The organism is Mesorhizobium sp. M1A.F.Ca.IN.020.04.1.1 (assembly GCF_003997315.1).
GTDB lineage: Bacteria > Pseudomonadota > Alphaproteobacteria > Rhizobiales > Rhizobiaceae > Mesorhizobium.
This window is the reverse complement of record NZ_RZSN01000019.1, coordinates 1-18,923: the sequence shown is the minus strand read 5'-3', so window position 1 is coordinate 18,923 and position 18,923 is coordinate 1. Positions and strand designations below refer to the sequence as shown.

The following is an 18,923-nucleotide window of genomic DNA, read 5'->3' as shown; positions in this document are numbered from 1 at the left end:
CTGGAAGAGTCAAGCGGAGTCGCAAGGAATTTATTCCTTCTGCTTTTCAGCTTCCAAGATCCAGCCGCCGGCCCATTTGCCTCGACAGGCGCGAAAGCCTATATGCCGAGGTCAAAGGAAACCTCATGGCCCGCATCTACAAGACCCGCATCTGGCATGACCAACTCTCGCCATCGATGGATGAGATGGAACTTCTGGCGCTGGAGGCCTACGCCCATCTGCCGGAGGAGTTCCGCAAGCTCACCGGCGAGATCATCATCCAGATCGCCGATTTTCCGACCGACGAGATCATGGACGACCTGTCGCTGGAGACGCCCTTCGATCTGCTTGGCCTGTTCGAGGGGCGCGGCATCGCCGAGCGCTGGAACCCGCAAACCGGCGAGGGGCCGAACCGCATCACGCTCTACCGCCGCGCCATCCTCGACTATTGGGCCGAGAACGAGGAGACGCTGGGCGACATCGTCACCCACGTGCTGATCCACGAAATCGGCCACCATTTCGGCCTGTCGGACGACGACATGGAGCGGATCGAGGAAGCGGCCGAGCAGGCAGCGGCGGGGTGACGAATGAGAGGGCTGCCGTCCTTTCCTACCAATCGCTGAGCTTGGTGTCCGAGGTGTATTCCTGGCCCTCGATATCCTTCACCACGGCCTGGCCGCAGCGCATCGACTTGGTCGTCTTGTCATAGGCATAGGTCGGCGAGCCGAACAGGTGCCAGCCTTTGTTCAGGGCCGCCGTCACCTTATGGCAGAAAGTGGAATCGTCCGGACCGGACAGAAAGCGGTAGAGTTTCATTTTCGACCCTGTCGTGACCAATGCTTGTCTATCTTTCCTGGAATCGCTCGAGCGCATCATGCGCCGATGATTGCGGCCTTCGCCAGAAGTTTCTCGGCATCCGCCAGATGCAGCCGCTCGACCATGCGGCCGTCCAGCGCAATGACGCTTTTGCCGGCATTTTCGGGCCGTGAGAACGCCTCCCTGATCGCCCGCGCCCTGGCCAGCGCCTCCGGCGCGGGCGCAAAGGCGCGGTTCGCGGGCTCGATCTGGGCGGGGTGGATCAGCGATTTGCCGTCAAAACCCATGGCGGCCGCCTCGGCGCATTCCCGCGCGAGGGCGTCGAGGTCGCGAAAATCGTTGGCGACGCCGTCGATCACGTCGAGGCCGCCGGCGCGGGCGGCGAGCACAAGCTGCAGCAGCCAGGGCGTGAGATAGCGCCGGTCGGGCGTTGCCGAAATGCCAGTTGCCTTCACCAGATCGTTCGTTCCGGCGACGAAACAAGCGAGGCGGGAAGAGGGATCGCGGCCAAGCTCGGCGATGGCGCCGACGTTGAGCAGCGCCTTGGGCGTCTCGATCATCGCCCAGAGTTTCACGGTATCTGGGGCGAAATTGTCGTCGAGCAGGTCGCCGGCCTCGAGGATGTCGCGCGGCGTGCCGATCTTGGGCAAAAGAATGCCGTCGGGCTCTGCCTTGGCGACGGTCAACAGGTCGTCGATGCCCCATTCACTGCCGAGCGGATTGATGCGCACCACCATCTCGCAGCGGCGCGCCGGCCGCGCGGCGAGGATGCCGGTAAGCTTGTCGCGGGCGGAAACCTTGTCGGCCAGCGCCACGCCATCCTCGAGGTCGATGATGACGGTATCGCAGGCGAGCGAGGCGATCTTGGCCAGCGCCTTGTCGTTTGAGGCGGGCACGTAGAGCACGGAGCGGCGCGGGCGGTAGGTGTCAGAGGTCATGGCCGATCTATGCCGGCTTGCAGCGGGCGAGGCAAGGCGCGGCACCATAGAACTCATTTGCGTTCTGGCTAATTGTCGAAGCCGGCGCCGCCCCTCATTGCCCTGCCGGGCATTTCTCCCCGTATAGTGACGGGGAGAAAGGGCCTGGCCGCGATGTCGGCTCCTGCAATGCTGGCGATTGGCGAAGCCGGCGATGGCAGCGCCCCTCTCCCCGTCACTATACGGGGAGAGGATGCCGGCAGGCAGGTGAGAGGCGGCGCCAGCCTGAAACGACTTTGCTCCTGCACGAAATCTGCAAATCCTTGCGGAAAACCTCCTCCAATCCGCCGCGCGCTTTCCGCAGCCGCCGGCGAAACAGGCGGCATGCGAACACATCACAGATCCCGCTGGTCCCTGCCCCGGCGCCTCCGCAACGAAGGCTGGTGGTTGGTCGAGCCGCAGAGGCCGCGCATAACGGCGGTCATGCTTCCTTTCATCCCAAGATCACGGCTGCGACATGCCATGCGAGCGGCGGCGCTCGGGACGGTTCGGTCTTGACGCCAGCTTTCACGACTGGCGGCCTTTGCGCGCTCTCGACAAGCACGGCCCGCTTGCTAATCCTGTCATGACAAAACCGTATTCAGCGAGCTGCCGATTCCATGCCGCACAACATCCTCGTCGCCGACGACGATCCGCATATCCGCGAGATCATCTGCTTCGCGCTGGAAAAGGCCGGCATGAAGACGGCCGCCGTCGCCGACGGCGCCGCCGCGCTGCAAGCGGTCGAACGCCGCGCGCCCGACCTCATCGTGCTCGACATCGGCATGCCGGAGATGGACGGGCTGGAGGTCTGCCGCAGGCTGCGGCAGCGCTCCGACGTGCCGGTGCTGTTCCTGTCGGCCCGCGATGAAGAAATCGACCGTATCCTCGGCCTTGAAATGGGCGGCGACGACTATGTGACGAAACCGTTCAGCCCACGCGAGCTGGTTGCCCGCGTCAACGTCATCCTGCGGCGGGCGCGCCCGGCGGTGGTGGAGGAAGACGCCGACGACCGTCAGTTCGCGCATGGCAAGCTCGTGCTGGTTCCGGCAAGTCATGCTGCGAGCTTTGAAGGCAAGCCGCTCACCCTAACAGCGATCGAGTTCGCGATTCTGAAAGGTTTTCTTGGCCGCCCGCAGCATGTGCTTGGCCGCGATGCGGTGATGGCCAATGCCTACCAATCCAACATCCATGTCTCGGAACGCACGGTCGACAGCCATATCCGCAACATCCGCGCCAAGTTGGCGGCGGTCGGCTGTTCGGATGCGATCGCGACCGTGCATGGCGTCGGCTTCCGGCTCGGCCGATGCGGTGGCTGAGCAAGGAGAAATGGCGGCCCAGGCTCGCCACCGTGGTCGTCGCCATCCTGATCGTGGTGATGGCGCTGCCGCTGGTCGGCCTGTTCTTCTTCCGGCTCTATGAAAACCAGCTGATCCGCCAGACCGAGGGCGAGCTCATCGCACAGGGCGCGGTGATTGCCGCCGTCTATGCCGATGCGGTGCGCGCGGCCGGCATTGCACCGGAACGGTTGGGAACGCCGATCTCGGCGGATCCGGCAAGGGACAATAATTACCCCTATCAGCCGATCGAGCCGCAGCTCGACCTTGCCTCCGACAATGTCATGCCGTCGCGACCGGCGGCCGTTCCCGCCACCGCCGATCCGGACTTCGCGGCCATAGGCGCAAAGCTCGACGGCATTCTGGACGAGGCGCAGAAGACAACGCTTGCCGGCTTCCGGCTGCTCGATCCGCATGGCGTGGTGATTGCCGGCGGCGGTGAGGTCGGACAGTCTTTCGTTGCGGTCGAGGAGGTGCGGCAGGCGCTCGCAGGCGCCTATGCAAGCGAGCTTCGCCTGCGGATCCCCGACCAGCCGCCGCCGCCGCTCTATTCGGTGAGTCGCGGCACCAAGGTGCGCGTCTTCGTCGCCTTGCCGGTCGAGCTCGACGGCAGGGTCGCCGGCGTGGTCTATATGTCGCGGACGCCGAACAACATCGTGAAACATCTCTATGGCGAGCGCGGCAAGGTCACGCTCGCGGCGATCGCGATTCTCGGCGGCACGCTGCTGATCGCGCTGGTGTTCATCCGCACCGTCAGCCGGCCGATCTACGCGCTGATCGAGCGCACCAAACGCATCGCCGCCGGCGACCGCGAGGCAATGCGGCCGCTCGCCCATCACGGCACGCGCGAGATGGCGGCGCTGTCGGCCGCCTTCCTCGACATGGCGCAAAAACTCCAGGCGCGCTCCGACAGCATCCAGACCTTCGCCACCCATGTCTCGCATGAGCTGAAATCGCCGCTGACGGCGATCCAGGGCGCGGCCGAGCTGCTCAGGGATTCCGGCGGGACGATGGACGAGGACGAGCGACGGCGTTTTTCCAACAACATCGTCACCGATGCCGGGAGGCTCAATCTCTTGGTGCGCCGGCTGCTCGAACTGGCGCGCGCGGAAAACCTGGCGCCGAGCGGCGAAAGCACGACAATCGGCGCGGCGCTGGCGCTGCTGCCGGTCGAGGCCAGGCTGGAGGTACGCGTCGAATCGGGCAGCGATATCGGCCTCGGCATCTCGGGCGAGAATCTCGCGATCGTGCTCGCCAACCTCGTCGACAATTCCGCACGGCACGGCGCGAAGCAGGTGACGGTCGGCGCCGAAAAGGCGGGCGAAAGGGTGGCCCTCCACGTCGACGACGACGGCGGCGGCATTTCGGCGGCCAATCGCGCAAGAATATTCGAGCCGTTCTTCACCACAAGACGCGAGGCCGGCGGCACCGGCATGGGCCTCGGCATCGTGCTGGCCCTCCTGAAAGCGCATGATGGCACGATAACGCTGGTTGACTCCGAACGCGGCGCGCGCTTCGAGATCAATTTGCCGGTCGCGTGAGGACCGGTGAATCGGAGAACAAAGTGCGTTACGACATCGTCATCATCGGCGGCGCCATCGTCGGGTCCTCGGTCGCCTACTATCTGCGCGAAGAAGGTTTTACCGGCTCCATCGCGCTGATCGAGCGCGATCCGCAATTCTCGCAAGCGGCGACGACGCTGTCCCTGGCCTCGATCCGCCAGCAATTTTCCATTCCTGAAAACATCCGCCTGTCGCAATTCACGCTGAAGCTGTTCCGGCGACTGAAAGAGACTTTCGGCGCCGATGCCGATATCGGCTTTCGCGAGGGCGGCTATCTGATCCTCGCCGGCGAGGCGGGGCTGCCGATCCTCAAGGCCAATCACGAGGCGCAGATCGCCGAAGGCGCCGATATCGTGCTGGAGGATGCAGGCCAGCTCGCCCGCCGCTTCTCCTGGCTTTCAACCGAAGGCATTTCCGCGGGCGCCTATGGCCGCGGCGGCGAGGGCTGGTTCGACGCGCATGCGCTGCTGATGCTGTTCCGTAAGGCGCTGCGCGAGAGGAGGATCGACTTTATCACCGCGTCGGTCACCGGTATCGCGCGCGAGGGCAGTCGCGTCACCGGCGTCGCCCTCGACAATGGCGAGACGCTGGAGGCGGGTATCATCGTCAATGCCGCCGGTCCGAACGCCGGCAAGGTGGCCGCCCTTGCGGGGCTCGCGCTGCCGGTCGAGCCGCGCAAGCGCAACGTCTTCGTCTTCGAGGCACGGGAAAAATATGCCGACATGCCGCTGCTGGTCGATCCCTCCGGCATCTATGTGCGGCCGGAAGGCTCGGTCTATCTCACCGGCGGCGCCGAGCCGGAGGAAGGCGACCATGCACCCGATCCAAACGATTTCGAGGTCGAGTGGCCGCTGTTCGAGGACGTGATCTGGCCGACTTTAGCCACCCGCGTCCCAGCCTTCGAGGCGATCAAGCCGACGCGCGCCTGGGTCGGGCATTATGATTACAACACGCTCGACCAGAACGCGGTTATCGGGCCGCATCCGGAGGTGGAAAACTTCCTCTTCGCCAACGGCTTCTCCGGCCATGGCCTGCAGCAGGCGCCGGCGGTGGGCAAGGCGCTCTCGGAACTCATCGTGCATGGCGGCTATCGGACGATCGATTGCACGGCGTTCGGATATGAGCGCGTCGCGGCGGGGCGGGCGTTCAGGGAATTGAACGTCATCTGACGCATAATCGCATCGACCGCCAGCGCGTTGCCGAGCGCATGCCCGCGCGCCGTATTGTCGAAAATGCACCACACCTCGGTGGCTGAGGCGCCCGCGTCGGCGAGCTGGGCGCTGATTTCCAGCAGCCGGCCGGCGTCGTAGTCCGAAAAATAGACATGCGGCGCGCCGTGAAAGCGGAAATAGGCGAGCTCATGCCAGCCGCCGGGCGCGGAAGCGGCGGGAACTGAGGCAGGGTCCGCCGCCACGCGCCCGACGCGGAGGCGGCTCAGCAAAGCGTCTGCTCCCGGCTCGAACCAACTGGCGTGACGCGGTTCGCAGACCAAGCGGCAGTCGGTCTTGTCGTGCAACAAAGCGAAGAACTTTTTGGCTATCTGCCTGTCGAATTGCAGACTGGGCGGCAGCTGGACCAAGAGGGCGGACAGCTTCTCACCGAGACCTCCGACCTCGCCCATGAAAGCATCCAGAAGATCACGGCAATCTATGAGGCGGCGCTCATGAGTCGCGGCTTTGGGCACTTTAACGGAGAACCGAAAATGATCCGGGACCGAGCACGCCCAGCGCTCATAGGTTTCGCGCTGATGCGGTTTGTAGAAGGAGGAGTTGATCTCCACGACAGGAAGACGCGAAGCGTAACGCTCCAATTGCGAGCCCGTCGCCGGAACAGAGGACCTGTGCGCTGCCGGTATGGTCCATCCGGCTGTTCCGACAAAAGGTTTGTTTTCGGCCATGTCGACAATCTGGACAGGCGCGCCTGCAGGTCAAGGTGGGGCTCAGGCGGCGAGGCGGCAGCCCAGATGTGCCTGTAGCCAGCCGAGCACGCGCGCCCAGCCTTCGGCGTGCTCCGCCGCGGCGTCCGGGAAGCCGGCGAAGCCGCCATGGCAGACGGTGAGCCGCGTGCCGGCAGAGGTCGGTTCCAGCAGATAGGCAACTGTCGTTTCGTGACGGCCGAGCGTCGGGTGATCCCAATCGTAGCGCCTCGTCTGCACGACCCTGCGCCCCGTCTCGATCTCGAGGAAGCTGCCGCTGGCGGGCAGGGTCCTGCCGTCGGCCGTCCTCGCGATGACGCGCCACGATCCGCCGACGCGCAGATCGGCGGCCCAGCCGATCACCCGGTAGGTCTCGGCCGACCCCCACCAGCGCTCGACGTCGCTGGTGAGAAGCGCGGTGACGACTTGTTGCGGCGAAGCGGGAAGTTCCGCCGAAGCCATGACCGTCTCGGTGTTCGCCATGGCGCGCGGCCAGCCATGCGGCAGTATCATTGCCAACCTCCTCCGCGGCCGTTCAATACCTGATTCAGACCTTCGATGGCGGGCGCTCGAAACCCTTGCCGGTCTCCAGCAGGCTCTTGAGGCTCGCCAGCACCAGCGGCCAGCCCTTGGACACGTTCGGAATCAGCCGGTGCGGGCCGTCGGCCTCGTGGGTGACGGCAAGCTTCATCAGCTCGCCGTCCTTTTCGATGGTGAAGGTACAGCGCGTGTAGCCGTCTTCCTTCACCTCGGGCAGCCATTCGTTGCGCCATTTGATGACCAGACGCCGGGGCGGATCGATCTCGAGGATCTCGCCCGAGTCGGCCACGCGGCCGTCCGGGAAGATCAGCTTCCAGCTCGAACCCACCTTCCAGTCGCTCTCCTGGTAGGAGCAGAGGAAGAACTGCCGGTTGAACTCCGGATCGGTCAGCGCCGTCCAAAGCTTTTCGGGCGTGGTGCGGATGTAGGTGACGTAGACGAAAGTGTTGTCGCTCACGGCTCTTCCCTTTCAAGTCGTTTCTTCAGGTCGCTCAAGGCATCCAGCCGATGGCGCTCGAATTTGCCGATCCAGCGCTCGGCGATCTCGTTGATCGGCACGGGGTTGAGGTAATGCTCCTTCTCGCGGCCGCGGCGAACGGTGGCGACAAGGTTCGCCTCCTCGAGAATTGCCAGGTGTTTGGTCACCGCCTGGCGCGTCATGTCCATGTGCTCGCAGAGCGCGTTCAGCGTCTGTCCGTTCCTGGCATAGAGGCTGTCCAGCAATTGGCGGCGGGTCGGGTCGGCCAAAGCGCGAAAGACGGCATCCATGGTCATGGCCTTAATAGGCAACCATTTGGTTGCATGTCAAGCTGCAAAGTTTATTCGACGAGAAAGACGGTGCAGGCACCCCGGCCTGCTTGCCGACGATGCATTGCGACTGCTACTGAAATTCATCTTCTGAATAATAGACGGTATGGTTCTTGCAATGAAAGGTTGGATCGGATGCCTCTCATTTACGACTATGACTTTCAGTCCATTTTCCCTTTAGCTGTATACAAGGACGACACGTGCCAGCGACTCTTGGCGCGGGCCGGCATTGCTCACAACATTAAGGGTAATTACGTCGCGCTGTTTCGCGATCCGGTTACGGTTGCCGCACTTTGGGCGGCGCCGGACACTGTCAAGGCGGCCGTTTTGAAGTCGGATTTCGGCATCCTGCTGTTCGAAGGCGAATCCGATTCGACCCGCGATAAAGCCGAGTTCATCAAAAAGACTCTGCTCGAACATGCCGCACAGAGCATCAGCGCCAATTGGGATGACCGAACGGTCAAGATGGCCGTCTTCAAGCTTCACATGTTCTGCAAATCGATCACTAAGGGAGAATTGGTGGACGAAAGGGGCAAGATTCGGTGCTCAAACTGGGTTGAGCAGCAAGTCAGGGCGGCCGGGGTCACCGAACCGTTTGACGTCAGCCAGGCCTTGGATGCGATGATCAGTGACGTAGTAGGCCGCACTGCTGGGGGGCGGCCGACGCCGCCGACACAGACAGCGAGACCTACGCCGGCTCCTGCGCCGAGAATATCGTTGCGTTCGATTTTCGGGCGCTGGCGTCAATAGCGGTTGACATCAGCGCGTCAGCGCTTGCGGGAGAACCAGAAGGCGTCGGTCATGCGTGTCATGCCGATGCGCTCGTAGAAGCCGACGGCATCGGGCATCGAGATCAGGCTGATGGCGACCGAAGGGCCGAGCTGGCGGCGCGCCTCGTCCATCAGGCCTTTGCCGATGCCGAGCCCTTGCGCCGAGGCGGACACGGCGAGCTCGGAGATATAGCAGACCCAGGAGAAGTCAGTCACCCCGCGCGCAACGCCGACAAGCGGCTTGCCCTCGCTGTCGAGACGCGCCGTCAGCACCAGGTTGGCATTACTGAGCATCGTCTTCAGGCGCGCCTCGTCATCGATCGGGCGCGTTTCGCCGAGGCCGGATTCGACCAGCACGCGGCGGAATTCGGCGACATTGAGGGCGGCTCGCTGGCGTAGAGGACTTTGGAAGGACGGGCCATGGTCGCAGACTGCACCGGCCGCACAGAATTTCGAAGCCGTTTTTTGAGGTGTTCCAGTTCCGTCCACCCTGCCCGCCTTTGGCCCAAGGGCAGTGCACGAACAGTTGCCTTTCATTTGCCGCCGGCTTTGTGTAAAGCCGTGCGCAAAATTCCCCGCAGAGAGAAGACGGGTAAGGACCATGGACAAATTCACCAAGCTCACCGGCGTCGCGGCGCCCATGCCGATCGTTAACGTCGATACCGACATGATCATCCCGAAGGATTATCTGAAGACGATCAAGCGCACCGGGCTTGGCACCGGCCTGTTCGCCGAGATGCGCTACAAGGACGACGGCTCGGAGAACTCGGATTTCGTGCTCAACAAGCCGGCCTATCGCAAGGCGCAGATCCTGGTCGCCGGCGACAATTTCGGCTGCGGCTCGAGCCGCGAGCACGCGCCCTGGGCGCTGCTCGATTTCGGCATTCGCTGCGTCATCTCGACGTCGTTCGCCGATATTTTCTACAACAACTGCTTCAAGAACGGCATCCTGCCGATCACGGTCAGCCCGGAAGACCTGGACAAGCTGATGGACGACGCCTCGCGCGGTTCCAACGCCACGCTGTCGATCGACCTCGAAGCCAAGGAGATCCGCGGCCCGGATGGCGGCGTGGTCAAGTTCGATCTCGACGACTTCAAGCGTCACTGCCTCTTGAACGGCCTCGACGATATCGGGCTGACCATGGAGAAGGCCGGCGCCATCGCGTCCTTCGAGAAGAAGAACGCCGAGCTGCGCCCCTGGGCCTGAACGGCTGAGGCACTTGTGATAGATAGCCCGGCCGCAAGCGGCCGGGTTCGTGTGGCTGAACGGAGGGACAGTCATGACACGCCCGCTTCTGGCCGGCGCCTGCGCCTTGGCGGCGATCCTTCTGGCGGTGTCCAGGGCGACCGCGGCGCCGCAGGCGCCCGCGCCTTCCGACCAGCCCGCCGCCGATCAAGGGGCGGCCGATCAAGGCGCATCGAGCACTTCTGACGCCGCTCCCGCCGACACCGACAAACAGGCGCCGATCCCGTTCGAGGACGGCCAGCTCACCATCACGCAGCCGGAGCAGGACGGCGAGAAGATGCTCGCCTATGACGGCAAGCAGCTGGCCAGCAATTACGACGTCTCCTTCGACAGGATCGTCAAGATCGGCGACGTCAACGTGGCGCTGGTCGATGTCGGCGACGGCGGCAACCAGTGCGGCCCGGCCAAGGTCATCGTCTGGAAACCGAAGGACGGCGAGATCCGGACCACGACGGTCGAGCAGGACGAATGCGGCGCGCCGCCGGCCGCGGTTTCCGACGACGCCATCTATTTTGTGCCTTTCCTGCTGCCCGGAGCAACCAAGCCGGCCTTGCAATGGTCGCCGACCGAGGGGCTGACGACCTCCGGAAACCTGACCTACACGCCGGAACCCGGCACCGACTGGAAGGACGTCGATGCGTCGAAATACGACAACATCATCGACGCGTTCCATAACGAAGCGGTCTACAAGGCGGCGCAGGCGCTGCTGGGCGACGATATGCCCGACATGGCGACCAGCCTGCTGGTCGGCGGCGGCACCGAAAAGACCGCTTCCGGCGCCTTCTATGCCACCGGCTGCGTGCCGCATGACTGCGGCGGCAATGACGGCTTCATGGCGGTCGACCCGGTCAAGCACAAGGTCTATTCGCCCGCCGCGGCGACAATGGGGAGCCGAATGCCTGGCCGCCGGTGAAGGACTGGCCGGCGGATATCAAGAAGGCGTATGACGACACGCAGGGGAATTAGCCCGAGCGTCAATTGCCAGCTTGCGTCCTTCGCGCCTCCCCTCTGTCCCGCCAGCATCGCGTTGTCTGGCTCACGACTGGGCTGTGGATGCGTTTCAGAATGACCTAACAAATCCTGCGAGGCCCCATGCGCAAGCTGATCTCCACCGGTTCCCCCTTCGAGAAAACCGCCGGCTATTCGCGCGCGGTGGTGCAGGGCGACTGGTGTTTCGTCTCCGGAACGACCGGCTACGACTATGCCACGATGACGATGCCCGACACGGTCGAGGCGCAGACGCGCAATTGTCTTGCCACCATCGCCAAGGCCCTTGCCGACGGCGGCTTCGACATGGCCGATGTGGTGCGGGCGCATTACTATATTACCGACCAGGCCTATGTTGACGTGGTCTTCCCGATACTCGGCGAGGCGTTCGGGGACATCCGCCCGGCGGCGACGATGATCGTCTGCCAGCTCAACAAGCCGGAGATGAAGATCGAGATCGAGGTGACGGCGCTCAGGCGCACTGTCTGATGCCTGTCGCCCAGGCTGCGAAGCGGCTGGGCACAACGACGGCGTGGAGCGAGGAGCGGCCCATGGTCAAGGTCAGACGCATCGTCGCGAATATCGAAACGCCCGACATTGCGGCGGCAAAGCGCTTCTATCAGGGCGTGCTTGGCCTCGATCAGCTCATGGATATGGGCTGGATTGCCACGTACGGCTCCCAGCAGACCATGGCCGTCCAGATCAGCTTCATGTCGCAAGGCGGGTCGGGCACGCCGGTGCCGGACCTCTCGATCGAGGTCGACGATGTCGATGATGCGCTGGACCGCATGCGCAAGGCTGGCTTTGCCGTCGAATACGGCCCGGCCGACGAGCCCTGGGGCGTGCGGCGCTTCTATGTGCGCGATCCGTTCGGGCGGCTGGTGAATATCCTGTCGCATCGGTGATGGCGCGCCTACCGGCCTCTTGCGAGATGCTGGCAGGGCAGAGGGGGGTGTGAAGGAACTCGAGGCTCGTCCCCTTGCGCGCAGCCCGCCCGGCGTTTAGCAAGACCGCGGTTCAATTCTCTCCCCAGGACGGTTCTCCATGGCTTCGAAAAATCTCTTCCTGCTCGCCGGCGACGGCATCGGCCCCGAGGCCATGGCCGAAGTGAAGAAGTTGATCGCGGCCATGAACGCGAAGCTCGGCAGCGGGTTTGCCACCGACGAGGGGCTGGTCGGCGGATGCGCTTACGACGCGCATGGCGCGGCGATCTCCGATGCCGACATGGAAAAGGCTGTTGCTGCGGATGCCGTGCTGTTCGGCGCCGTCAGCGGGCCGAAATGGGACAAGGTGCCCTACGAGGTGCGCCCCGAGGCCGGCCTGCTGCGCCTGCGCAAGGACATGGAGCTGTTCGCCAACCTGCGTCCGGCGATCTGCTATCCGGCTTTGGCCGCCTCCTCCTCGCTCAAGCAGGAGGTGGTCGAGGGCCTCGACATATTGATCGTGCGCGAGCTGACCGGCGGCGTCTATTTCGGCGAGCCGAAGCAGATCATCGACCTCGGCAACGGCCAGAAGCGCGGCATCGACACCCAGGTCTACGACACGTTCGAGATCGAGCGTATCTCCGGCGTCGCTTTCGAGCTGGCACGCACGCGCAAGAACCATGTCACCTCGATGGAAAAGCGCAACGTCATGAAGTCGGGCGTGCTGTGGAACGAGGTGGTCACCCAGACGCATCAGGCGAAATATGCCGACGTCAAGCTCGACCACATGCTGGCCGATGCCGGCGGCATGCAGCTGGTGCGCTGGCCAAAACAGTTCGACGTCATCGTCACCGACAATCTGTTCGGCGACATGCTCTCGGACATCGCCGCCATGCTCACCGGCTCGATCGGCATGCTGCCGTCGGCCTCGCTCGGCGCGCCGGACGTCAAGACCAAGAAGCGCAAGGCGCTCTACGAGCCGGTGCACGGCTCGGCGCCCGACATCGCCGGCAAGGGCGTCGCCAATCCGATCGCCATGATCGCCTCCTTCGCCATGTGCCTGCGCTATTCCTTCGGCATGACGGTGGAAGCCGACAAGCTCGAAGCGGCGATCGCCGCCGTGCTCGACGACGGCCTGCGCACCAAGGACATCATGTCCGAGGGCATGACCGAGGTCGGCACCACCGAAATGGGCGATGCCATCATCGCCAAGTTCCTGGGCTGATCCCCATGGCAGAGGCGGCGGTCGACGTCCGCTGGGCGACGACCGAGGACGCCGAGGCGCTCGCCACCGTGCTTTGCGCAATGGCGGCGCACTATCGGCAGTCGCCGCTCGACCACGCCCGGGCGACGGCCACGGCAAGGCGGTGGCTCGGCGAGGAAAGCCCGGGCTATCCGCATTTCGCGCTGGCCTTCGCGGGTGGCGAGGTGGCCGGCCTGGCTTCGGTCGCGATCGTGCATCCCGGCATCGATCTCGAGCGGCTGATGTTCTTGAAAGACTTGTTCGTGCGTCAAGAGGCTCGAAACGCGGGAGTGGGTGAGGCACTGATCGGCTTTCTCGCCGGCTATTGCCTCGACAAGCGCATTGGCCGCATCGACCTCACCGCCGAGGACTGGAACGAGGGTGCGCTGCGCTTCTACGAGCGGCTCGGCGCCGAACGCCACGGCCAGAAGATCTTCCTCAGGCTGTCGGGCGAGGCACTAAGGACGGCGGCCGCTAGAATCTGACTCCGCTCGGCACCGGCCCCCACTTGTTGTCGCCGGCCTGGGTCGGGATCAGGCCGAACACCAGGGTGGCGAGCCAGCCGACATAAGGCACGAAGCAGAGGATGGCGAGCCAGCCGGTCAGGCCGAGATCATGCAAGCGGCGCACGACGAGCGCGACCCACGGCAGGAACGTGAGCAGGACGTAAAGACCGAGCAGGCCGAACATGACGACCGGCTCATCGCCGCCGCCCTCGACGTTGCCGCGCGACAGGTCTGCGGAGAAGCCGACGCCGATGGCGACGACAAGACCGATCGTCCAGAACAGGCAAAAGCCCCAGAGCTCCTTGCGCCGGGCGCGGCCGGAGAAGTTGACGTAGTTCGTCGTCACGCCACGCCAGAAATAGCTCCAGAGGCCGGTCGATTCCACCGTTTCGGCCTCGGCGTTGCGGCCGAAATGCGGCTGCCCCGCAGGCGAGCTGCCCGGCAGCGGACGGGCAGGAACTGGAACGGCGTTGTCAACCGGATCGATCATCCGGCCGCGGACCGAGAAGACATTGCCGGCACGTTCGCCGTTCGGCTGGAACTCGACCTGGGCTCCCCTGGCAAGCGTTGTCTCGCGACGCAGGTCCTCGCGCGCGAAACTGTAGCGCCTGCCGTCGGCGCCGCTGATGAAGCCGAAGCCCTGGTGCTCGTCATAGTGAAGAACTTCGCCACGCATCAGATCCCCCCGAGTGTCGAATTCTTTCCCTTTGCTCGATTTGACATGAGCGCCGGCCGGCGGGCAAGAGCGATGGCGTTCAGCCGGCTATCGCAGAGGCGGCAAATCGGGATAGAAGCCGCAAGTCGCCTAATAGACCGCGAAGCAATGGCCCAGAAGGACTCGACACTGCTGCCAGAAGCGGCCGACGCTCCCCGCGGCCAAAGACGGAAAATCTGCATCGACGCCACCGGCCTGCTCGCCTGGCGCGGCGCGCTGGCCGGCATCCAGCGGCTGGAAGACTTCATGGTCAGGGCAGCGCTCGCCGATCCCGACCCGGATGTCGAGGTGGTGACGCTCGATCTCTCCAGCCATCGTTTCCGGGCGCTCGAAAAATTCGAGATGGAGCAGTTGGGTGTCAGCGAGATCGCGCCGTTCCGGCAGCGGCCGCGACCGCAAGCCGCTGCCGCGTTGCGGCAGGGGTTCCAATCGGTGCGGCGCCATCCAATGGCCAAGAGTGAAGCCGATCGCCAGCTTGCGGGAATGGTGACGAACGGCCGTCCCGGCTTCACCTTCACGGTGTCGAAGCTGTTGCTGCGGGCCTATCGCTTCTCTAGGCGAGCCGGTCTCCGGGCGGGTTTGCTTCGGGGCGATGCGGCGCAGCCGACGAAGAATGTCGATCGTCGAACGGTGCTGATCAGCAATCAGCTGCTGGTCGGCGAAAAGTTAGCGGCGGTTTGCCCCGGCCCCGACAACATAGCCTTTCTTTGCCACGACATGATCCCGACCATGCGGCCCGACCTTGTCGCAAAGAACAGATGGCAGGCCGCCTTCGGGCCCAATCTCGAACGGCTGGTGCGGTCCGGCGCGGCGGCCTTCTGCACCTCCGAGACCGCGGCGACGATGCTAGGCGATCACATGCGCAAGGCCGGAATAGATCTGCCGGTCGTCCATCGCTTCCCAATGCCGTCGCTGCTGCATGAGAGGGCCGCGCGGCTGAGGATGACGTCGCGGCTCGAGGCCGGCGAGCCCTACATCCTTTATTGCTCGACCATAGAGATCCGGAAGAACCACATCATGCTCGCCCGCATCTGGCAGCAGGCGCTCGACGAAGGCGTTCGGCTGCCGAAGCTCGTCTGCGTCGGCCGCTGGGGCTGGATGGTCGAGGAGCTCAGCGCCTATCTCAAGGCTCATCCGGGGCTGAAAGAAAAGATCATCTTCGCGGGTCCGGTCAGCGACGAGGAGCTTATCGGCTATTATCGAAGTGCCACCTTCGGCGTTTTCCCCTCGCATATCGAGGGCTGGGGCTATGCCGCTTCGGAGTGTCTGGATTTCGGGGTCCCGGTCATCGTCTCGACCACGCCGTCGCTGATCGAAGCGACCGGCGGCCTGATGCCCGCTGTCGGTTCGACCGACCAGATCGGCTGGTATGGCGCAATCCGACGGATGACAGACGACGGTGCCTGGCGCGATTTGCTGGCCGGCCGTATCGCCGAAGAGCACAGGCCGACATCGCCTGCCGAAAGCTGGGCGGCGATAAAGGCCGGGCTCAAGGCGGCAGCAGCCTGCGCCAATTGACTCTTTACGCAAAGCGCGTAAAAGCCGGCAGCGAACGGGATCGTCTTCAATGCGCGGCCATTTGGCTCTTCTGGCATTCGATGCCCCCAGCCACGATGCACAGCATCGGGCCGGGCGTTTCGACGCGTCCGTCCGTTCTCGCAAAACTACGGCCAAAACCACCACCAAAACGGTGTGATTCCCTTGGCCTAACCACCCTCTCCCGGGTTCGGCCTGGGGGACAGAACCCGCATGAGGCCGGCGGGTTTTCTCCAACAGCCAAGCGGGGAGGGACAGGAGATTTCGATGAGTTTCAAGGTTGCGGTAGTCGGCGCCACGGGCAATGTGGGCCGCGAAATGCTCAACATTCTGGACGAGCGCGGCTTCCCGGCGAGCGAAGTGGTGGCATTGGCCTCGCGGCGCAGCCAGGGCACCGAAGTGTCCTTCGGCGACCGCACGCTGAAGGTCAAGGCGCTCGACACCTACGATTTTTCCGACACCGACATCTGCGTCATGTCGGCCGGCGGCAATGTCTCCAAGGAGTGGTCGCCCAAGATCGGCAAGCAGGGCTGCGTCGTCATCGATAATTCGTCGGCCTTCCGCTACGACCCTGACGTGCCGCTGATCGTGCCGGAAGTGAATCCGGACGCGGTCGAACTCTTCTCGCGCAAGAACATCATCGCCAATCCGAACTGCTCGACGGCGCAGCTCGTCGTGGCGCTGAAGCCGCTGCACGATGTCGCCACCATCAAGCGCGTCGTCGTCGCCACCTACCAGTCGGTCTCCGGCGCCGGCAAGGAAGGCATGGACGAGCTGTTCACGCAAACCCGCGCGGTCTTCGTCGCCGACCAGGTCGACGTCAAGAAGTTCACCAAGCGCATCGCCTTCAACGTCATCCCGCATATCGACGTCTTCCTCGACGACGGCTTCACCAAGGAAGAGTGGAAGATGGTCGCCGAGACCAAGAAGATGCTCGATCCCAAGATCAAGCTGACGGCGACCTGCGTGCGCGTGCCGGTGTTCATCGGCCACTCGGAAGCCGTCAACATCGAGTTCGAGAAGCCGATCACCGCCGACGAGGCGCGCGAGATCCTGCGCGAGGCTCCCGGCTGCCAGGTCTTGGACAAACGCGAGAACGGCGGCTACATCACGCCGCTTGAGTCGGCCGGCGAGGACGCCACCTTCATCTCGCGCATCCGCGAGGATTCGACCGTCGATAACGGCCTGTCGATGTGGGTCGTCTCCGACAATCTGCGCAAGGGCGCGGCGCTCAACGCCGTCCAGATCGCCGAGCTGTTGGTCGAGCGGGGCCTGATCCAGCCGAAGAAGAAGGCGGCTTAGTTCCGCTCACGGGCCGCACCGCCGCTTCGCGGCTGGCCCTCCGCGAGGGCGCCGGACGACCGGCGGCCCGCGGTCGCGGGCTCGGCCTTCGGCCGTTGGGTTCTCGCTCACGGGCCGCGCGTCAGGGGCTCGGCCTTCGGCCGATAGCTCTCTTTCCCGTTCACGGGAAAAGTCGCGGCAGGAGGATGAGGGTGGCGCCGGTATTTCCAGGTGTGACGAGCGATGCGCGCTGCTTGCCTGATATTCTCCATGTGCTGAGGCGCTAACCACTGCTCTCCGCAGCCAGTTGCCGCAGGAGGCCGAGCGCCTCTTCCGCCCGCTCCGCCGGGACGAACAGATGGTCGTGATAAAAGGCCGAGACCGGATTGACGCCCATGCCGGCAGCGGCGAGCCGCGTCGTGATTGCGGCCAGAAAGCCGACGGCGTCGAGCGACGAATGGATGTCGAGCGTGATCATCCGGCAGCGGAACGTGCCGGCGAGGCCGGCTACCTTCGCTTGGTCCTCCGACACGATCAACGTCAGACCTTCCCGCTCGCGAAACTGCATGACCGGATCAAGACCGTCCGGTACGGCTGTACCGGGCGCCAGCGTCGCGAAAACATGGACATCGGGAAGCAGTTTCGGCGTCATCGACGCCAGTAGTCTTTGGAGATTGGTCTCGCCGGTCATTCTCTCTCCTTCGGTCATGCATTCTCACTCAATCATGCGTTCGAAAAAAGCGCACCGGCCCTTGTCGGATCGCCGCCCCGCCCCCCGTCCTTGGCTCGAAGCTGGCAAAACAGCCAGGCTCCAGCCAAGGAGGGAACACCAATGAGCATTTCAGAAGCCGCTCCTGTCTCAAATGGCGCCTTGTGGACCGGGCGCGTGCTTAGCGCCATTGTCATCCTTTTCATGATCTTCGACGGCGTCATCAAGCTGCCGCCGCTGCAGATCGTCACCGAGACGATGACACAGCTCGGCTGGCCGGATGACCCCAACATCGCGCGGCTGCTCGGCATCGTCGGTCTGATCTCGACTGTGCTTTATGCGCTGCCGCGCACGTCCGTCCTCGGCGCCATCCTGCTCACCGCCTATATGGGCGGCGCGATTTCCACGCATGTGCGCATCGGCAACCCGCTGCTTTCGCACACGCTGTTCGGCGTCTATCTCGCTGTTGTCCTGTGGGGCGGGCTCTATCTGCGCGACCCCAGAGTGCGCGCGCTGATCCCGTTCAGCCGCTGAGCCGGTTCGTTCTGGTGATTCCACCGGCTGCGGCGACCGCAAGGCTTCGAAGCCGGGTTGCCAAGCTGCGTTACCGAACGCTAATTCGTGAGCACTCTCAATGCTGTCGAGGCCGGTTGGCGCAACCCGCGCCTGCCTTCGAAACAGCAATATTCGTTCGCTTCGGGATCAAATTAGCCGTTTGCGAGTTAAAGCTTGGCGGCGAGGACGGCGATCCCGTGAGAGAGGAACTGAAATGAAGAAAGCGATTACCATTCTGGTGCTGACGGTGGCGCTGGGCGCCTGTTCGCAGACGGAAAAAGGAGCGGCGATCGGCGGCTTGGGCGGTGCTGCGGTCGGAGCGGCCGTCGCCAATGACCCGGTCGAGGGCGCAGTGGTCGGTGGCGCTGTCGGCGCCGTGGCAGGCGCGTTGATCGGCCGTGCCAGCGAAAGCGGCAAGTGCCGTTATCGGGACCGCTACGGGCGCGTTTATATTGCTCGTTGCCCGTCGGGATATTGAGATATCGACGGGCCTGACCAAAAGAACGGCGGGGGTGGGCCGCCGTTGTTTTTTCCTGTTTT

At 64.0% G+C, this 18,923-nt stretch carries 22 protein-coding genes and 2 pseudogenes; 15 read left to right on the top strand and 9 right to left on the bottom strand.

Features of this window, described 5'->3' with window-relative positions:
* Window positions 1-125: 125 nt before the first annotated feature.
* Entirely contained in the window at window positions 126-563 is a 438-nt protein-coding gene (locus EOA49_RS06770; protein WP_066991616.1) for a metallopeptidase family protein, read from the top strand.
* Window positions 564-588: 25 nt separating this feature from the next.
* On the opposite strand, the gene EOA49_RS06765 is transcribed toward EOA49_RS06770, so the two are convergent.
* Both EOA49_RS06765 and EOA49_RS06760 read right to left on the bottom strand, forming a co-directional pair.
* Complete coding sequence (locus EOA49_RS06765) at window positions 589-795, bottom strand: DUF1737 domain-containing protein (RefSeq protein WP_095776719.1); 207 nt, start codon at window positions 793-795, stop codon at window positions 589-591.
* 56 nt (window positions 796-851) lie between these two features.
* Window positions 852-1,733 (bottom strand): CoA ester lyase, encoded by an 882-nt coding sequence (locus tag EOA49_RS06760; RefSeq protein WP_164749198.1) that lies wholly within the window; start codon window positions 1,731-1,733, stop codon window positions 852-854.
* A 638-nt stretch (window positions 1,734-2,371) separates the two neighbouring features.
* On the opposite strand from EOA49_RS06760, the gene EOA49_RS06750 reads away from it, so the two are divergent.
* Genes EOA49_RS06750 through EOA49_RS06740 form a run of 3 tightly spaced genes read left to right on the top strand, consistent with a single transcriptional unit; the run spans window position 2,372 to window position 5,819 of the window.
* The gene (locus EOA49_RS06750) at window positions 2,372-3,070 is read left to right on the top strand and encodes a response regulator transcription factor (RefSeq protein ID WP_067323595.1); all 699 of its coding nucleotides are present in this window, start codon (window positions 2,372-2,374) and stop codon (window positions 3,068-3,070) included.
* On the top strand, window positions 3,058-4,629 hold the full coding sequence (locus EOA49_RS06745; protein ID WP_127241993.1) for a HAMP domain-containing sensor histidine kinase: 1,572 nt from the start codon (window positions 3,058-3,060) through the stop codon (window positions 4,627-4,629). The genes EOA49_RS06750 and EOA49_RS06745 overlap by 13 nt, the downstream gene beginning before the upstream one ends.
* 23 nt (window positions 4,630-4,652) lie before the next feature.
* Window positions 4,653-5,819, top strand: coding sequence for an FAD-binding oxidoreductase (locus EOA49_RS06740; protein WP_127215299.1), 1,167 nt, complete (start codon window positions 4,653-4,655; stop codon window positions 5,817-5,819).
* Here the strand turns inward: EOA49_RS06740 and EOA49_RS06735 are convergent.
* The 4 genes from EOA49_RS06735 to EOA49_RS06720 are packed head-to-tail and all read right to left on the bottom strand — an operon-like array spanning window position 5,738 to window position 7,879.
* Window positions 5,738-6,547: a DUF72 domain-containing protein gene (locus EOA49_RS06735; RefSeq protein ID WP_127243098.1), complete on the bottom strand. Its 810-nt coding sequence runs from the start codon at window positions 6,545-6,547 to the stop codon at window positions 5,738-5,740. The genes EOA49_RS06740 and EOA49_RS06735 overlap by 82 nt on opposite strands.
* A gap of 42 nt (window positions 6,548-6,589) precedes the next feature.
* The gene (locus EOA49_RS06730) at window positions 6,590-7,078 is read right to left on the bottom strand and encodes an SRPBCC domain-containing protein (RefSeq protein ID WP_127240942.1); all 489 of its coding nucleotides are present in this window, start codon (window positions 7,076-7,078) and stop codon (window positions 6,590-6,592) included.
* A 34-nt stretch (window positions 7,079-7,112) separates the two neighbouring features.
* Window positions 7,113-7,562 (bottom strand): SRPBCC family protein, encoded by a 450-nt coding sequence (locus EOA49_RS06725; RefSeq protein ID WP_066991633.1) that lies wholly within the window; start codon window positions 7,560-7,562, stop codon window positions 7,113-7,115.
* Window positions 7,559-7,879: a metalloregulator ArsR/SmtB family transcription factor gene (locus EOA49_RS06720; protein WP_127240943.1), complete on the bottom strand. Its 321-nt coding sequence runs from the start codon at window positions 7,877-7,879 to the stop codon at window positions 7,559-7,561. The genes EOA49_RS06725 and EOA49_RS06720 overlap by 4 nt, the downstream gene beginning before the upstream one ends.
* 168 nt (window positions 7,880-8,047) lie before the next feature.
* Here EOA49_RS06720 and EOA49_RS06715 point away from each other — a divergent pair, with 168 nt between their 5' ends.
* Window positions 8,048-8,662, top strand: a complete 615-nt coding sequence (locus EOA49_RS06715; protein ID WP_127240944.1) for a hypothetical protein — start codon at window positions 8,048-8,050, stop codon at window positions 8,660-8,662.
* Window positions 8,663-8,679: 17 nt separating this feature from the next.
* On the opposite strand, the pseudogene EOA49_RS06710 reads toward EOA49_RS06715, so the two are convergent.
* Window positions 8,680-9,104: pseudogene (locus EOA49_RS06710) on the bottom strand (GNAT family N-acetyltransferase).
* A 179-nt stretch (window positions 9,105-9,283) separates the two neighbouring features.
* On the opposite strand from EOA49_RS06710, the gene leuD reads away from it, so the two are divergent.
* The 6 genes and pseudogenes from leuD (at window position 9,284) to EOA49_RS06680 (ending at window position 13,566) form a co-directional block, all read left to right on the top strand.
* On the top strand, window positions 9,284-9,889 hold the full coding sequence (leuD, locus tag EOA49_RS06705; protein ID WP_127240946.1) for a 3-isopropylmalate dehydratase small subunit: 606 nt from the start codon (window positions 9,284-9,286) through the stop codon (window positions 9,887-9,889).
* Between the two features lie 73 nt (window positions 9,890-9,962).
* A pseudogene (locus EOA49_RS06700) lies at window positions 9,963-10,894 on the top strand (hypothetical protein).
* A 126-nt stretch (window positions 10,895-11,020) separates the two neighbouring features.
* Entirely contained in the window at window positions 11,021-11,404 is a 384-nt protein-coding gene (locus tag EOA49_RS06695; protein ID WP_067323608.1) for a RidA family protein, read from the top strand.
* Between the two features lie 62 nt (window positions 11,405-11,466).
* The gene (locus tag EOA49_RS06690) at window positions 11,467-11,820 is read left to right on the top strand and encodes a VOC family protein (protein WP_066991913.1); all 354 of its coding nucleotides are present in this window, start codon (window positions 11,467-11,469) and stop codon (window positions 11,818-11,820) included.
* A 139-nt stretch (window positions 11,821-11,959) separates the two neighbouring features.
* A complete protein-coding gene (gene leuB, locus EOA49_RS06685; RefSeq protein WP_127243097.1) occupies window positions 11,960-13,063 on the top strand; it encodes a 3-isopropylmalate dehydrogenase in 1,104 nt (367 codons plus the stop codon).
* Between the two features lie 5 nt (window positions 13,064-13,068).
* On the top strand, window positions 13,069-13,566 hold the full coding sequence (locus EOA49_RS06680) for a GNAT family N-acetyltransferase (protein WP_127240947.1): 498 nt from the start codon (window positions 13,069-13,071) through the stop codon (window positions 13,564-13,566).
* Here the strand turns inward: EOA49_RS06680 and EOA49_RS06675 are convergent.
* Complete coding sequence (locus EOA49_RS06675; RefSeq protein WP_127215305.1) at window positions 13,556-14,263, bottom strand: DUF805 domain-containing protein; 708 nt, start codon at window positions 14,261-14,263, stop codon at window positions 13,556-13,558. The two genes, EOA49_RS06680 and EOA49_RS06675, sit on opposite strands and share 11 nt — an antisense overlap.
* A 147-nt stretch (window positions 14,264-14,410) precedes the next feature.
* Between EOA49_RS06675 and EOA49_RS06670 the strand changes: the two genes are divergently transcribed.
* Complete coding sequence (locus EOA49_RS06670; protein ID WP_127240948.1) at window positions 14,411-15,820, top strand: glycosyltransferase; 1,410 nt, start codon at window positions 14,411-14,413, stop codon at window positions 15,818-15,820.
* Window positions 15,821-16,105: 285 nt separating this feature from the next.
* Window positions 16,106-17,140 carry an aspartate-semialdehyde dehydrogenase gene (locus EOA49_RS06665; RefSeq protein WP_067323616.1) on the top strand — a complete coding sequence of 345 codons (1,035 nt, stop codon included), beginning with the start codon at window positions 16,106-16,108 and terminating at the stop codon, window positions 17,138-17,140.
* A 262-nt stretch (window positions 17,141-17,402) separates the two neighbouring features.
* Here EOA49_RS06665 and EOA49_RS06660 read toward each other — a convergent pair whose 3' ends face one another.
* Window positions 17,403-17,810 (bottom strand): ACT domain-containing protein, encoded by a 408-nt coding sequence (locus tag EOA49_RS06660; protein WP_127240949.1) that lies wholly within the window; start codon window positions 17,808-17,810, stop codon window positions 17,403-17,405.
* Between the two features lie 141 nt (window positions 17,811-17,951).
* Here EOA49_RS06660 and EOA49_RS06655 point away from each other — a divergent pair, with 141 nt between their 5' ends.
* Together EOA49_RS06655 and EOA49_RS06650 are read left to right on the top strand one after the other, a co-directional pair.
* Window positions 17,952-18,362 carry a DoxX family protein gene (locus tag EOA49_RS06655; protein ID WP_127240950.1) on the top strand — a complete coding sequence of 137 codons (411 nt, stop codon included), beginning with the start codon at window positions 17,952-17,954 and terminating at the stop codon, window positions 18,360-18,362.
* Window positions 18,363-18,597: 235 nt separating this feature from the next.
* Entirely contained in the window at window positions 18,598-18,861 is a 264-nt protein-coding gene (locus tag EOA49_RS06650; RefSeq protein WP_066991674.1) for a YMGG-like glycine zipper-containing protein, read from the top strand.
* Window positions 18,862-18,923: the final 62 nt, after the last annotated feature.

What these genes read in the sequence shown, in the direction of transcription:
- EOA49_RS06770 (WP_066991616.1), top strand. Translation starts at nt 126, where the DNA reads ATGGCCCGCATCTACAAGACCCGCATCTGGCATGACCAACTCTCGCCA.
- EOA49_RS06765 (WP_095776719.1), bottom strand. Translation starts at nt 795, where the DNA reads ATGAAACTCTACCGCTTTCTGTCCGGTCCGGACGATTCCACTTTCTGC.
- EOA49_RS06760 (WP_164749198.1), bottom strand. Translation starts at nt 1,733, where the DNA reads ATGACCTCTGACACCTACCGCCCGCGCCGCTCCGTGCTCTACGTGCCC.
- EOA49_RS06750 (WP_067323595.1), top strand. Translation starts at nt 2,372, where the DNA reads ATGCCGCACAACATCCTCGTCGCCGACGACGATCCGCATATCCGCGAG.
- EOA49_RS06745 (WP_127241993.1), top strand. Translation starts at nt 3,058, where the DNA reads ATGCGGTGGCTGAGCAAGGAGAAATGGCGGCCCAGGCTCGCCACCGTG.
- EOA49_RS06735 (WP_127243098.1), bottom strand. Translation starts at nt 6,547, where the DNA reads ATGGCCGAAAACAAACCTTTTGTCGGAACAGCCGGATGGACCATACCG.
- EOA49_RS06730 (WP_127240942.1), bottom strand. Translation starts at nt 7,078, where the DNA reads ATGATACTGCCGCATGGCTGGCCGCGCGCCATGGCGAACACCGAGACG.
- EOA49_RS06720 (WP_127240943.1), bottom strand. Translation starts at nt 7,879, where the DNA reads ATGACCATGGATGCCGTCTTTCGCGCTTTGGCCGACCCGACCCGCCGC.
- EOA49_RS06715 (WP_127240944.1), top strand. Translation starts at nt 8,048, where the DNA reads ATGCCTCTCATTTACGACTATGACTTTCAGTCCATTTTCCCTTTAGCT.
- leuD (WP_127240946.1), top strand. Translation starts at nt 9,284, where the DNA reads ATGGACAAATTCACCAAGCTCACCGGCGTCGCGGCGCCCATGCCGATC.
- EOA49_RS06695 (WP_067323608.1), top strand. Translation starts at nt 11,021, where the DNA reads ATGCGCAAGCTGATCTCCACCGGTTCCCCCTTCGAGAAAACCGCCGGC.
- EOA49_RS06690 (WP_066991913.1), top strand. Translation starts at nt 11,467, where the DNA reads ATGGTCAAGGTCAGACGCATCGTCGCGAATATCGAAACGCCCGACATT.
- leuB (WP_127243097.1), top strand. Translation starts at nt 11,960, where the DNA reads ATGGCTTCGAAAAATCTCTTCCTGCTCGCCGGCGACGGCATCGGCCCC.
- EOA49_RS06680 (WP_127240947.1), top strand. Translation starts at nt 13,069, where the DNA reads ATGGCAGAGGCGGCGGTCGACGTCCGCTGGGCGACGACCGAGGACGCC.
- EOA49_RS06675 (WP_127215305.1), bottom strand. Translation starts at nt 14,263, where the DNA reads ATGCGTGGCGAAGTTCTTCACTATGACGAGCACCAGGGCTTCGGCTTC.
- EOA49_RS06670 (WP_127240948.1), top strand. Translation starts at nt 14,411, where the DNA reads ATGGCCCAGAAGGACTCGACACTGCTGCCAGAAGCGGCCGACGCTCCC.
- EOA49_RS06665 (WP_067323616.1), top strand. Translation starts at nt 16,106, where the DNA reads ATGAGTTTCAAGGTTGCGGTAGTCGGCGCCACGGGCAATGTGGGCCGC.
- EOA49_RS06660 (WP_127240949.1), bottom strand. Translation starts at nt 17,810, where the DNA reads ATGACCGGCGAGACCAATCTCCAAAGACTACTGGCGTCGATGACGCCG.
- EOA49_RS06655 (WP_127240950.1), top strand. Translation starts at nt 17,952, where the DNA reads ATGAGCATTTCAGAAGCCGCTCCTGTCTCAAATGGCGCCTTGTGGACC.
- EOA49_RS06650 (WP_066991674.1), top strand. Translation starts at nt 18,598, where the DNA reads ATGAAGAAAGCGATTACCATTCTGGTGCTGACGGTGGCGCTGGGCGCC.